Origin of the sequence: Aggregatibacter sp. oral taxon 458 str. W10330, from assembly GCF_000466335.1 — a bacterium.
Lineage (GTDB): Bacteria > Pseudomonadota > Gammaproteobacteria > Enterobacterales > Pasteurellaceae > Aggregatibacter.
In genome coordinates, this window is record NZ_KE952604.1 from 75,071 (window position 1) to 89,352 (window position 14,282).

General features: G+C 43.2%; 10 protein-coding genes. 5 read left to right on the top strand and 5 right to left on the bottom strand.

The window, feature by feature from the left end:
* The first annotated feature begins 189 nt into the window (after positions 1–189).
* Both putA and putP read left to right on the top strand, forming a co-directional pair.
* On the top strand, positions 190–3,642 hold the full coding sequence (gene putA / locus HMPREF9065_RS05790; protein WP_021615876.1) for a bifunctional proline dehydrogenase/L-glutamate gamma-semialdehyde dehydrogenase PutA: 3,453 nt from the start codon (positions 190–192) through the stop codon (positions 3,640–3,642).
* 11 nt (positions 3,643–3,653) lie between these two features.
* Positions 3,654–5,144 (top strand): sodium/proline symporter PutP, encoded by a 1,491-nt coding sequence (putP, locus tag HMPREF9065_RS05785; protein ID WP_021615877.1) that lies wholly within the window; start codon positions 3,654–3,656, stop codon positions 5,142–5,144.
* Positions 5,145–5,290: 146 nt separating this feature from the next.
* Here putP and HMPREF9065_RS05780 read toward each other — a convergent pair whose 3' ends face one another.
* Entirely contained in the window at positions 5,291–6,085 is a 795-nt protein-coding gene (locus HMPREF9065_RS05780; RefSeq protein ID WP_021615878.1) for a formate/nitrite transporter family protein, read from the bottom strand.
* Between the two features lie 192 nt (positions 6,086–6,277).
* A complete protein-coding gene (gene ffh / locus HMPREF9065_RS05775; RefSeq protein WP_021615879.1) occupies positions 6,278–7,657 on the bottom strand; it encodes a signal recognition particle protein in 1,380 nt (459 codons plus the stop codon).
* A 152-nt stretch (positions 7,658–7,809) separates the two neighbouring features.
* Between ffh and HMPREF9065_RS05770 the strand changes: the two genes are divergently transcribed.
* Together HMPREF9065_RS05770 and HMPREF9065_RS05765 are read left to right on the top strand one after the other, a co-directional pair.
* Complete coding sequence (locus HMPREF9065_RS05770) at positions 7,810–8,604, top strand: cytochrome C assembly family protein (RefSeq protein WP_021615880.1); 795 nt, start codon at positions 7,810–7,812, stop codon at positions 8,602–8,604.
* Positions 8,605–8,679: 75 nt separating this feature from the next.
* The gene (locus tag HMPREF9065_RS05765) at positions 8,680–9,942 is read left to right on the top strand and encodes an HlyC/CorC family transporter (RefSeq protein ID WP_033002484.1); all 1,263 of its coding nucleotides are present in this window, start codon (positions 8,680–8,682) and stop codon (positions 9,940–9,942) included.
* Between the two features lie 115 nt (positions 9,943–10,057).
* Here HMPREF9065_RS05765 and HMPREF9065_RS05760 read toward each other — a convergent pair whose 3' ends face one another.
* Both HMPREF9065_RS05760 and mpl read right to left on the bottom strand, forming a co-directional pair.
* Positions 10,058–10,639 carry a uracil-DNA glycosylase family protein gene (locus tag HMPREF9065_RS05760; RefSeq protein ID WP_021615882.1) on the bottom strand — a complete coding sequence of 194 codons (582 nt, stop codon included), beginning with the start codon at positions 10,637–10,639 and terminating at the stop codon, positions 10,058–10,060.
* A 26-nt stretch (positions 10,640–10,665) separates the two neighbouring features.
* The gene (mpl, locus tag HMPREF9065_RS05755) at positions 10,666–12,039 is read right to left on the bottom strand and encodes a UDP-N-acetylmuramate:L-alanyl-gamma-D-glutamyl-meso-diaminopimelate ligase (RefSeq protein ID WP_021615883.1); all 1,374 of its coding nucleotides are present in this window, start codon (positions 12,037–12,039) and stop codon (positions 10,666–10,668) included.
* 154 nt (positions 12,040–12,193) lie between these two features.
* Here mpl and fbp point away from each other — a divergent pair, with 154 nt between their 5' ends.
* A complete protein-coding gene (fbp, locus tag HMPREF9065_RS05750) occupies positions 12,194–13,198 on the top strand; it encodes a class 1 fructose-bisphosphatase (protein ID WP_021615884.1) in 1,005 nt (334 codons plus the stop codon).
* A gap of 100 nt (positions 13,199–13,298) precedes the next feature.
* On the opposite strand, the gene HMPREF9065_RS05745 is transcribed toward fbp, so the two are convergent.
* Positions 13,299–14,105: a hypothetical protein gene (locus tag HMPREF9065_RS05745; protein WP_021615885.1), complete on the bottom strand. Its 807-nt coding sequence runs from the start codon at positions 14,103–14,105 to the stop codon at positions 13,299–13,301.
* Between the last annotated feature and the right edge of the window lie 177 nt (positions 14,106–14,282).

Genomic DNA, 14,282 nt, shown 5'->3' on the forward strand with positions numbered 1-14,282 from the left:
ATGAAAATAAACACGGTTACCAGTTTTCACAAGCTCCTTGATGGGCTTGTGAAGTCTAGGCTCTTATAGGGGAGCCTAAAAACCTCATTTTTTATGTGACTTCAATCACAGATCACCAAAAAAGTCATTTACTAATAAATACGCCACCTATATTTTGTTAACAATTATATAACAAAAGGAGGTTTTCTCATGCAATTCACACTATCAAAACAATATAGCCCTATTCGCCAAGCGATCACTGCAAACTATCGTTTAGATGAGAAAAGTGCGGTCGATTCTTTAGTGAAAACATTAGATTTTTCTCCGGAACAAGAACAACGCATCACAGACAATGCTATTAAGTTAATTAAAAAATTACGCCAACTGAAACAAAAACAATATGGCGCAGATGCCTTAATGCAAGAGTTTTCATTAAGCAGTGAAGAAGGGGTCGCGTTAATGTGCTTAGCTGAAGCCTTGTTACGCATTCCTGATACACAAACCCGCGATGACTTAATTTATGAGAAATTACAAGAAGGGAACTGGAAATCTCACATCGGCAATTCCAATTCGTTCTTCATCAACGCCGCAAGTTATGGCCTACTCTTTGGTAAAAAAATCAGCGAAACGCTTGATGAAAATAGTTTATCGAATGCACTCACCCGTAGTTTCTCCCGTTTGTCTGCGCCCATTATGCGTATGGCAATTATCAAATCTATGCAGATTTTGGGTAAACAGTTCGTTACCGGCGTGACCATGCAAGAGGCGTTGCAAAACATCAAACCACGTTACGAAAAAGGTTTTACGTTCTCTTTTGATATGTTGGGCGAAGCAGCCATGACAGAAGCCGATGCACAACGCTATTTCAATGACTATTTACACGCCATTGAAGAAGTGGGCAAAGACGCAGCCGGCCGTACCATTTATAACGGCAACAGTGTTTCCGTTAAACTTTCTGCGATTCACCCGAAATATAGCCGTTCCAAATATGATCGTACCATCAATGAGCTTTACCCTCGCTTAAAAGAACTCTTCTTATTAGCGAAAAAATACAGCATCAGTATCAATATTGATGCGGAAGAGGCCAATCGTTTAGAGCTTTCCCTCGATCTTGTGGAAAAATTATTAGATGAACCGGAATTACAAGGCTACAAAGGCATTGGTTTCGTAGTACAGGCTTACTCCAAACGTTGTCCATTTGTGTTGGATTACTTGATTAATTTAGCTCGAGAAAAACAAGGCTATTTGATGATTCGTCTTGTTAAAGGCGCTTATTGGGACAGCGAAATTAAATGGGCACAAGCAGACGGTTTGGACGGTTTCCCACTTTACACACGTAAAAATCACACCGATATTTCTTATATTGCTTGTGCAAAAAAATTATTTGCTGCACAAGATGTCATTTATCCGCAATTTGCCACCCATAACGTGCAAACCATGTGCACGATTCACGAATTAGGACAAGGTAAAAACTTTGAATTCCAATGTTTACACGGCATGGGAGAATCCCTTTATGACAATATTGTGGGAAAAGAAAATCTGAACCGACAAGTTCGTGTCTATGCACCGGTAGGGACACACGCCACCTTGTTAGCCTATTTAGTCCGCCGTCTCTTAGAAAACGGTGCAAACTCCTCTTTCGTTCACCAGCTGGTTGATGAAAACATTCCGGTCGAACAACTTGTTACGCCGCCATGGAAACTTTATGCCAAATCTCATGGTGAGCCGAATAAATCTGTTCTCAAACCGCTAGAATTATTTAAAAACCGTAAAAACTCCGCCGGTTTCGATCTGAGTAATGAATTGGAATTAGCAAGATTAGAACAAGCGCTGAATGCGGCAACCATTGAAAACGCTACCTCTTTAGTCGCATTTGAAAATGTCGAAAATGCCCCTGCCCATCAAGTCACTAATCCGGCAAATCTCAATGAAACTGTCGCAGAAGTCGCCTTTTTAGCCGTGAATCAGGCGGAAAAAGCGTTTACCGCTGCTGACAATACACAATGGAAAGCTAAAAGTGCGGTGGAAAAAGCCAACATTTTACGCAATGCCGCCGACTTATATGAAGAACATTTCGGCTTATTGATGAAACTCGCCGTGGTTGAAGCGGGTAAAACCTTGCCAAACGCCATTGCCGAATTGCGTGAAGCCGTGGATTTCTTACGTTATTACGCCGTTCAATTAGAGCAGCTCGCAACACAAAATCACCTTGCCGAGCCTCGTGGAAAAGTGCTTTGTATTTCTCCATGGAACTTCCCATTAGCCATCTTTACCGGTCAAATTGCCGCCTCTTTAGCGGCTGGCAATGCAGTGATTGCAAAACCGGCTGAACAAACCTCATTAATTGCGTATGCCGCCGTGAAACTCTTACACCAAGCCGGCATCCCGAAAGAAACCCTACAACTGGTGTTAGGGGCGGGGGATTTAGGGGCTGCGTTAGTCCAACAAGCTTTTGATGGGGTCGTATTTACCGGTTCAACAGAAGTGGCCAAACTCATTGAGCAACGTCTGACATTAGCAGATAACGATCCTGTTTTGATTGCGGAAACCGGTGGTCAAAACGTCCTTGTTGTTGATTCTTCAGCCTTACCGGAACAAGTCGTTGCTGATGTTCTCAGCTCAGCCTTTGACTCGGCAGGTCAACGTTGTTCCGCATTGCGCATCTTATTATTACAAGAAGATGTGGCAGATCATTATTACAAAATGATCACGGAAGCCATTAAAGAATTAAGTTTAGGCGACCCACGTCTATTGGCTACCGATATCGGTCCGGTAATTGATGAAGAAGCCAAACAAAATCTTGAAAACCACAAAGCAACCATGAGAAAAGTTGCCCGTGCTTATGCAGAAATCGATACGCCAACCCAAGGGCATTTTGTGGCACCAAGTGTGTATTTGTTGGATAACCTCGATCAAGTACAGCGTGAAGTCTTCGGCCCGATTTTACACATCGTACGTTATAAAAAAGATAACTTACTCAATGTCCTCAAAGCGGTAAATGAAAAAGGTTATGCGCTGACCGGTGGTTGCCATACCCGCATTCGTAAACACATGGATATTGTGGAACGCCACTTAAACTGCGGCAACTTCTATATCAACCGTAATATTGTAGGTGCAGTGGTTGGTGTTCAACCATTCGGTGGACACGGATTATCCGGCACAGGCCCGAAAGCCGGCGGTGAGTTCTATTTGCAACGCTTAACTCGTACACCTCGCTATTACAGCCAATTTGGCGATGAAAATACGCTAGGCACAACCAAACCGGTATTAGAAAGTATCACCGGTGAACACAACTCCTTAGCTTATCTGCCTTGTGAAGTGGCCATTCTCAACGGCGACTTAGCGGCAGCAGAAAAAGCGGCAGAAAAATTGCTCGCCAAAGGTTTTAGCATTTTGGTGGAACCGCAGCATCCATTAGCCGCCAAAGCCAAACCGGGCATTCGTGTTGATACGAAGTTAGGTCATTGTCAAAAAGGCATTTATTTGACCGCACTTGATAAAGCCAAACGTCAATGGTTGGCTGAAAACAGTAAAGCTATTTTCAAATGTTACGACTGGCAAGATACCCAAGATTTACTGCCATTGTATGATGAGTTTTCCCGCAGTTATAACACCACTGCGGCAGGTGGAAACACCTCATTAATGTCCTCTCAAGAAGAATAAAGGAGTGTTTTATGCAAATCTACATCACCTTTGGCCTCTATTTGGCAATTATTTTAGGCATTGGGTTATACGCCTATCGTTCCACCAAAAATTTTGATGATTACATTTTGGGTGGACGAAAAATGGGAAGTTTCGTGACCGCCATGTCTGCCGGTGCTTCCGACATGTCCGGCTGGCTATTAATGGGGTTACCCGGCGCAATTTTCTTATCAGGTCTTTCCGAAGCATGGATTGCTGTCGGCTTAACCGTTGGTGCCTATTTGAACTATCGCGTTGTAGCGGGTCGTTTGCGGATTTTCACTGAGAAATATAGCAATGCGCTGACCTTACCGGAATTTTTTGCACAGCGTTTTCCTCGTCAGAAAAAAGCATTAAAAATTATTTCTTCAGGCATTATTCTCTTCTTCTTTACCATTTACTGCGCTTCCGGCGTGGTTGCGGGAGCGAAGTTATTCCAAAGCTTATTGGGTTTGGAATACTCCACCGCACTTTGGTTAGGGGCATTAGCGACTATTACTTACACCTTTATCGGTGGCTATTTAGCCGTTTCATGGAGTGATACTATTCAAGCCTCATTAATGATTTTCGCCCTGATTCTTGCACCGGTTATGGTATTGCTCAACATCAGCTGGGATGAAATCACGATGTCTTTGGAAGCGAAATCTGCCGTCACAGGTATTCCTTATAGCAACTGGCTGCACAATGTTTCCGGTATCGGTGTTATCTCTGCATTGGCTTGGGGCTTGGGTTATTTCGGACAACCACACATTCTTGCCCGTTTCATGGCAGCAGACTCTGTCGCCTCTCTCGAAAAAGCCCGTCGAATCGGAATTTCTTGGATGTTCCTCTGTCTTGGCGGCGCCGTTGCAGTGGGCTATTTCGGATTGGCCTATTTCACCACCCAAAATATTGAACTATACAATGCAGAAGCGGTTTTCATTGAGTTAAGTAAAGCAATGTTTAACCCGTGGATTGTCGGCATCGTATTATCCGCGATCTTAGCGGCGGTCATGAGTACCCTGTCCGCCCAATTATTAATGTGCTCTGCCGCAATTACGGAGGATTTCTATAAAGGTTTCTTCCGTAAAGGAGCTTCCAGCCTTGAATTGGTCTGGGTCGGTCGTTTAATGGTATTGTTAATCTCGGTGGTTGCCATCGCTATCGCACAAGATCCAAACTCTAAAGTAATGAGCTTAGTTTCCTATGCATGGGCAGGTTTTGGTGCCGCATTCGGTCCGGTGGTGATTCTTTCCCTGTTCAACCGCAATATTAGCTCCAAAGCGGCATTATGGGGAATGTTATCCGGCGCTATCACCGTGGTGGTCTGGAGTCCATTAATGAAATACTTGGGCTGGGAAGATTTATCTCACCTCTATGAAATCGTCCCTGGCTTCTTGGTGTGTTCTTTCATCACCATTACCTCTTCCGTGTTCGCACCGGTACATCCGAAAGTGATGGAACAATTCGATGCCGCTTTAGCTGAATTTGAAGCTAGACGCTAAAAAAGTGCGGTCATTTTTAAATGTAAAACAGGGCGGAATTTCCGCCCTATTTTTATACATTTCTTATTTAATTATGTAAATAAAAATGATCTGCACCCCAAACGTTGGACTCAACATCCAACCATTGAGGTGCAGATTTTTTATGGCTAAATGCAATAATCTTCTTTTAACAGATGACGATAGGCATAAAGGTAAGAGGCGCCGACAAATGCTGCACCGCCGGTAACATTGCCTAGAAAGACCGGAATCATGTTAAAGAAAAATTGGTGCCAAGTGACATTGGCGCCGGCAAAAATGCCTGCCGGAATAATAAACATATTGGCGACAAAGTGTTGTAATCCAATAAGAACGAAAATCATCACCGGAAACCACATGGCAAGGATTCGGCCGGAGGTTTGTTTCGCGCCGAAATAGAACCAAATGCCCATACAGACCATCCAGTTACAGGCGATGGCGGAAAGAAAGGCTCGACCAAAATCCATTTGCACTTTGGCTTCGGCAATGGCGATAGTTTTTGTGGCAGCTGCACCTTCTGAAAGTCCGACATAGTGCCCTAAGAAATAGGCCATAAAAAGCGCACCGGCTAAATTTCCTAAGCTGACGACAATCCAGTTACGAAAGAGTTTCTTAAAGCTCACTCTTCTGGTTAAACGGCCTAATGCCATCATCATCATGTTGCCGGTGGCCAATTCACCGCCGCCGATTAAAATACAAATTAAACAAATTGGGAATACTGCCGCGCCTAGCAGGGTGGCTAATCCACTCCATTCTGGTGGAATGCCGCTCACCACTTTTAAATAGGCCATATAACCAAAACTGACATAGCCACCGCCTAAAAAGCTTAAAATCGCCAGCGTTTTTAAGCGTCCTTCTGATTTCGCATAACTTTTTTCAATGACATCTTGTAAGATTTCATGGGGGTAAAGATCACGGTGTTGCATAGTTTTTCCTCTAATGAAATAAGATGGTAAAAATCTAGCAAAGCAAAAGAAAAAAACGAAAGAATTGTTAAATATATATACGGCGTTTTAGTTATAACGAAAGTGAATAAGCGTTGGGCGTGTCATTGTGCGGTGAATTTTAAAAACGTTTTTAAAAACCACCGCACTTTTTATGTGGGGAGAGGCGTGCGTTTAGCGTCTAAACATACCGCCTAATCCGCCGAGCCCGCCGCCCATTAAGCCTTGCATGCCGCGCATCATTTTTGCCATGCCGCCTTTACGCATTTTCTTCATCATGCGTTGCATTTCATCAAATTGTTTGAGCAACTTGTTTACGTCTTGCACTTGCGTGCCGGAACCAAGAGCAATGCGACGACGGCGAGAACCTTTGATGATATCCGGATTCGCGCGTTCTTTTAAGGTCATGGAATTGATGATGGCTTCTAGTTTATTGAACATTTTGTCATCCACCTGATTTTTCACATGATCCGGCAGGTTTTTAGCGCCAGGCAATTTTTCTAACATGGACATCATACCACCCATTTTTTTCATTTCGCGTAATTGTTCGCGGAAATCTTCTAAGGTGAAATCGTCGCCTTTTTTGAATTTTTGCGCCATTTTTTCCGCTTTTTCACGGTCAACGGAACGCTCTAAATCTTCAATCAAAGAAAGTACATCACCCATACCAAGAATGCGCGACGCCACACGATCCGGGTGGAAGGGTTCTAATGCATCGGTTTTTTCCCCCACCCCGAGGAATTTAATCGGCTTACCGGTAATTTGACGAATCGATAATGCTGCACCACCGCGTGCATCGCCGTCCACTTTGGTGAGGATGACACCGGTAAGCGGCAAAGCCTCATTAAAGGCTTTTGCCGTATTTGCCGCATCTTGACCGGTCATGGCATCCACGGTGAAGAGGGTTTCAATTGGATTTAACGCCGCGTGAACCTGCTTGATTTCATCCATCATTTCACTATCAACGTGCAAACGACCGGCGGTATCCACGATCAGCACATCGTAGAATTTTAATTTCGCATCTGCCAAGGCGGCTTTCGCAATATCTACCGGCTTTTGTTTTACATCGGATGGGAAGAAATCGACATTAACCCCTTGTGCGAGGGTTTCTAATTGTTTGATCGCTGCAGGACGATAGACGTCGGCAGACACCACAAGCACTTTTTTCTTATGACGTTCACGCAGAAATTTGGCCAGTTTACCCACGCTGGTGGTTTTCCCTGCCCCTTGCAGGCCTGCCATTAAAATCACGGCAGGCGGTTGGGTAGCCAGATTTAAACTTTCGTTGGCTTCACCCATTGCCGCTTCTAATTCGGCTTGGACGATTTTGACGAATTCTTGTCCCGGTGTGAGGCTTTTATTGACTTCCACCCCGATGGCACGTTCTTTTACCTTGTTAATAAAATCGCGCACGACCGGCAATGCCACATCGGCTTCTAACAATGCCATGCGAACTTCGCGCAAGGTTTCTTTAATGTTATCTTCGGTTAAACGACCTCGACCGCTGATATTGCGTAAGGTTTTGGAAAGACGATCGGATAAATTCTCAAACATAATATTTCCTGTGATTAAATCGGAAAGGTATCATCGGTAAAATGCCGTTCATTATACTGAAATTCCGCGCATTTTCACGTCAAATAAAGTCGTGGCGATTTTAGCTTGATCTCGTTAGAATAAAACGCCAACAAAACAAAGGAAGAATAATTATGTGGTTTGCTGTTTTATCAATTCTTTTTTACCTCATTAGTGTATTACGCATTGCCCCGATTTTATTAACCTCGCAAGTGGCGGGCGCGGATGTGAAACGTCAAAAAACACCGTTTTTTTTGACCGCACTTTTGGCGGTGGTTTTTCACCTGATTAGCACTTTCCCACTATTGGGAGACTTGGCGGAAGGACAGAATTTCAGCATTATGGAAGTGGCTTCGTTGATGAGCGTTATGATCGCTATACTCGCCACGATCGCCATGTTGCGCGTCAATACCATGTGGTTTGTGTTACCGATTGTTTATTGCTTTTCTATTATTAACTTGATTTATGCGACTTTTCTACCAAGCCACATCATTCAGTTGTTGAATCAAAATACATCAATGCTTTTTCACATCGGCTTGTCGATTTTTGCCTATGCCGTGTGCTGTATCGCAACCCTGTATGCGATCCAGTTGGTCTGGATTGATCGTCGTTTGAAAAGCAAGAAAATGACTTTTTCGCCAATGGTACCGCCGCTTATGACAGTAGAACGGCATTTTTTCCGTTTATTGGTCAGTGGTGAAGTGTTGATGACGCTCACGCTGATTTCCGGTACCTTTCATTTGATTAACGCCATGACGCCGGATAATCTTCACAAAGGCGTGTTTTCCTTGTTTGGGTGGATAGTCTTTGGCATTGCGATTTTAGGGTATCAGCGCTATCGTTGGCGTGGAAAAAAGATGATTATTTACACAATTTCAGGTATGATTTTGCTTACGGTTGCTTATTTTGGTAGCCGTCTGATTGTGTAATATCAGTAAATGAGAGAAAAGTGCGGTGAGTTTTTCCCGCCTTTTTTATTTTTAAATTAATGCAAGGATTTCGCTTTGGACAGTATTCCCCTTAGTACGTTATTTATCATTTTAATTGCCTGTTTAGTCCTTTCTGCCTATTTTTCCGGCTCCGAAACAGGTTTGCTTTCTTTAAATAAATATCGCCTGCGTTTTTTAGCAGAGCAGGGCAATAAAGGCGCCAAAAAAGCGGAGATGTTGCTTGCTAAACCGGACAAACTACTGAGTTTTATTCTTATCTTTAATAACCTTGTGAATATTAGTGCATCGGCGATTGCGACCGTGATTGGGATGCGATTATATGGCGATGCCGGTGTGGCGATTGCTACCGGTGCATTAACGTTCGTGATGTTGATTTTCTCTGAAATTTTCCCCAAAACTGTGGCAGCGATGCACCCGGAAAAAGTGGGATTGACCTCGAGCCATCTATTAACCCCATTACTCAAGGTTTTTGCTCCTTTAGTTTGGGTGATGAATGTGTTCACCAAATTTTTAATGCGTTTAGTGGGCTTAAAACCGGATCTGAAGAAACAAGTCATTAGTCGCGAAGAATTGCGCAGCATCGTTTCTGAAGCGGGAGAAGCGACACCGGATGAGCAACATCCGCAAATGTTGCTGTCTATTTTAGATATGGAAACGGTTACCGTGGATGACATCATGGTGCCGCGCAATGAAATCGGCGGCATTGATATTGATGATGACTGGAAATCTATCATGCGCCAGCTCAATCATGCGGCACATAACCGTGTGGTATTGTATAAAGGCAGTATGGATGAAAACGTGCTCGGTATTTTGCGTGTTCGTGAAGCGTTCCGTTTGTTGCTGGAAAAAAATGAATTTACTAAAGAAACGTTGATTCGTGCTGCCGATGAAGTGTATTTCATTCCTGAAGGCACGGCTTTAAAGACGCAATTAGCTAATTTCCGTAATAAAAAAGAGCGTATCGGCTTGGTGGTGGATGAATATGGCGATATTAAAGGTTTGGTGACGTTGGAAGACATTTTGGAAGAAATCGTGGGCGATTTCACCACCTCTAACACGCCGACCATTGATGAAGAAGTGATGACACAATCTGATGGTTCAATGATTATTGAAGGTTCTGCCAATTTACGTGATTTAAATAAAATGTTCCATTGGAATTTGGATACCGAAGATGCCCGCACATTTAACGGTTTGATTTTGGAACATTTAGAAGAAATCCCTGAAGAAGGCACCGTCTGTGAAATTAATGGCTTACGCATTACCATTTTAGAAGTGGGTGAAAATATGATTAAACAGGCAAAAGTCGTGAAATTATAGCGCGCCTTGATGAAGAAAAATCCGCACCTAAAACTATCTTAACAGAGAAGACAAGGTACGGATTTTTGTTTTTTTAAATCAATATGGCATGTCATCAGCCGCAGAATACGAGAGATTATTTTTCAATAATCTGCTTCACCAAGGCTTGTAATGTTGGAATAACTTCCTGTGCAAACCAAGGATTTTTCGCCTGCCAGAGTTGATTTCGCGGGGAGGGGTGCACTAAGGGCAAAAAGTGCGGTAGAAATTCGCGGTAGTTTTTAACGGTATCTGTGACATTTAGGCGATTTTCAGGCAGGTAATAGCGTTGCGCATATTGCCCGATGAGAATGGTCAATTCAAGTTGGGGGAGTTGTGCCAAAATTTGAGGATGCCATTTTGCGGCAAAACCTTTACGTGGTGGTAAATCACCGGATTTGCCTTTGCCCGGATAATAAAAATCCATAGGAATCACGGCAAATAAGCCAGAATGATAGAACAGATCGCGATCTACACCGAGCCAATGACGAAGTCGATCACCACTTTGATCGTTCCAATACAAGCGACTATTTTGTGCTTTTAATCCCGGCGCCTGCCCCACAATGTTAATGCGAGCGGTAACAGGCGCCGCGAACAAGGGTGCAATACCTCTGTCGGTAAAAGAACGATTTTCCGGATCCGCCATGATGGCTTGGGTGATTTGATCCTGCGTTTGCATACACACCTCCAACGTTGTGTTAACGATTACGCCGTTTTCTTTTCCAATGCGTCTAACAGCTTCTGATGAATGCCACCAAAGCTGCCGTTGGACATCACCAAAATATGATCCGTTGGTTTGGCTTCAGCTGCAATGAGATGAACAAAGTCATCCAAATTATCGCTGTCATACGCCGGCTGAGTTAAATGCGCCGCGATTTCCGCCACTTTCCACGGAATGGTGTCCGGTTGGAATAAAAATACCGCATCCGCTTTTTCTAAGGCTGGCGCGATTTCCTCTTTATGTATGCCCATTTTCATAGTGTTAGAACGCGGTTCCAACACTGCCAAAATACGTTCATTTTGCCCTACTTTATCGCGAAGTGCAGTCAATGTAGCTTGTATTTCTGTTGGATGATGGGCGAAATCATCGTAAACCGTCACGCCCTGAACATTGCCCTTCACTTCTAAGCGGCGTTTTGCGTTAATAAATGTCCCCAGTGCAGCACAGGCATTTTCAATACTCACGCCCGCATGATGCGCCGCCGCAATCGCCATCAAGCCGTTACGCATATTGTGCTCGCCTACAATATTCCAATGCACCTCTGCCACTTTTTCACCGTTATGGAACACGGCAAATTCAGTGCAATCGTGTTTAATGCGCTCCGCATACCATTCCTGATCGCGACCGACATATTGGCATTCAGACCAACAGCCCATTGATAAAGTTTGTTGTACGCTTTCTTCATGAGCAAAAGAGAGAATTCGCCCATTGTTTGGAATGGTACGAATCATGTGGTGGAACTGACGTTGAATGGCTTTCAAATCATCAAAAATATCCGCATGATCAAAACCAATATTATTAATAATCAATGTGCGCGGGTTGTAATGGACAAATTTAGAACGTTTATCAAAAAATGCCGTGTCATATTCATCCGCTTCAATCACGAAATACGGACTCTTACCTAAACGGGCGGAAATCCCGAAATTGCCTGCAATGCCACCGATTAAAAAGCCCGGTTGCAAACCGTTTTGTTCCAAAATCCACGTCAGCATCCCGGTGGTGGTGGTTTTCCCATGCGTGCCTGACACCGCCAAAACCCAACGATCACGCAATAGATGATCATGCAACCATTGTGGTCCTGAGGTATAAGGTAGGTTGTTTGCCAACATATATTCAATACAAGGATTCCCACGTTTCATCGCATTGCCCACAATCACCATATCCGGCGCCGGTTGCAGTTGGCTTGGGTCAAAGTGCGGTATGATTTCAATGTTGTTTTCTGCAAGGAATGTGCTCATCGGCGGATAAACGTTGGTGTCAGAGCCGGTGACGTGGTAGCCCATTTGTTTGGCAATCATGGCAATACCGCCCATAAACGTGCCGCAAATACCTAAAATATGAAGATGTTTGGTTGTCATTTGGAGTCCTTATGCATTCCAATTTCTGATGTAAAGGCGAAAAATGTGTTGTGAATCACAGAAATAGGAATCTTTTTAATCATCTGAAAACGGAGCTGTTATAATAAGACAAGTTACGATTTGAGTAAATTTATTCATCAAATAAGGAAAAAGTATGAAAACGTTAGGCGAATTTATTGTAGAAAAACAAGCGGAATATCCGAGTGCTAAAGGGGAATTAAGTGGCATTTTGTCCTCCATTCGCTTAGTGGCAAAAGTGATTCACCGTGATATCAACAAAGCCGGCTTAACTAACAACATTATCGGGAATTCCGGTGTGCAAAACGTACAAGGCGAAGCGCAAATGAAATTAGACTTGTTCGCTCACAACACGATGAAACAAGCCCTCATGAGCCGTGAAGAAGTAGCCGGTTTTGCTTCCGAAGAAGAAGAAAATTTCATTGCCTTTGATACGGAACGTGGTCGCAACGCAAAATACGTCATTTTAACCGATCCATTAGATGGATCCTCCAACATTGATGTTAACGTTTCGGTCGGTACGATTTTCTCTATTTATCGCCGCGTTTCACCGATTGGTACGCCAGTCACCTTAGAAGACTTCATGCAACCGGGCAATCGCCAAGTGGCAGCTGGTTATATCGTGTATGGCTCCTCCACCATGTTGGTTTATACCACGGGGAATGGTGTAAACGGCTTTACTTATGACCCATCACTCGGTGTGTTCTGCCTATCTCATGAAAACATTCAAATTCCAAAAACCGGTAAAATTTATTCCATTAACGAAGGGCAATACCTCAAATTCCCGGTGGGCGTGAAAAAATACCTAAAATATTGCCAAGAAGAAGATAAAGAAACCCAACGTCCTTACACTTCTCGTTATATCGGCTCTTTGGTGTCCGACTTCCACCGCAATATGCTTAAAGGCGGTATTTATATTTATCCAAGCGCGACAAACTACCCGAACGGCAAATTGCGTTTACTTTATGAAGGCAACCCAATGGCATTCTTAGCAGAACAAGCCGGCGGCGTGGCAAGTGACGGTTATAACCGCATTTTGGATATTCAACCGACTGCATTACATCAACGCGTTCCGCTTTTCATCGGTTCTAGAGAAATGGTGAAAAAAGCCGAACAATTAATGCGTGATTTTAAAGAGTAATCCATTAAGTGCGGTCAGAAAATGACGCATTTCATTTAAAAAAACGTTCATAAAAAAACCTCCTCAATATTGAGGAGGTTTTTTCTTACCTAATAATGCATTACACCAAATACGCAAAACTCGCCCACAACGGCAAACTGGCCGTCATGAGTAAGAGAATAAGAAGACTGTTATAAGACAACGCCCATTTTTTGAAAACATGGATTGCCAACATGGCCGCCATCAAGAAATGCAACAAGAGATAAAGTAACAAAGCAAATTCGTTGGTAAAAACCACCGCACTTTGTTGAGAAAGCATGAATAAATTCGCTAATACAAACAGCGCATTCAGTGCCAAGAACGCAATTGCCGCCAACATCAACAACGCAATAAATCCTTTCAAACGATTGCGAGAAATCACTAAAGCTAAATTCGCCAAAATAATCCCCACCAGAATTTGTGCCACAGGATTAAATTGAATGAAGTTTTCTTCGCCAACCAGCATCAAGCAATAGCCAATGACACCTAACATACCTATGAAACCGGCTATTTTTAATAAGAGATGACGTAATTTAACTTCAAACGGTTGCTTCCATGTGATGATAGTCATTGCTAAGCCACAAAGGCAAACCAAGTCCATGAATACATTGTGATAACTTGTCCCTAAACTGAACAAGATCCACACCATCCAAAACAGACCAAAATAAAGGTTTGCTCGCCCTAAACGGGAACGTTGGCCATTACAAATCTCACCTTTAATAAAGGCGAGCAGACAAAGCAGTTGTGCCGTTAACACACCAAGCGCCAAATGTGACATCGCGTTAGGCTGTGGCTGCAACCCGAAAGCAAAAAAATCAATAACGAGTAACAAAAAAATGGGGAAGAAAGACGAAAGTGCGGTTAAAAATTTAGGTTGTTCTTCGGACATATGATTTCCTTGTAATAAACAAAGACAAAAATTGCCGTGCATTATGCAAGAATTCCCAAAAACGGTCAAAAGTTAGGGCAAAAGTGCGGTTAAAAAAAGCAACGTTTTTTCAATCCTCGCAACACAAAATAAAGTTATGATCTAAAACATGGTATTTTGCCCTTTCTCTCTCTAAAA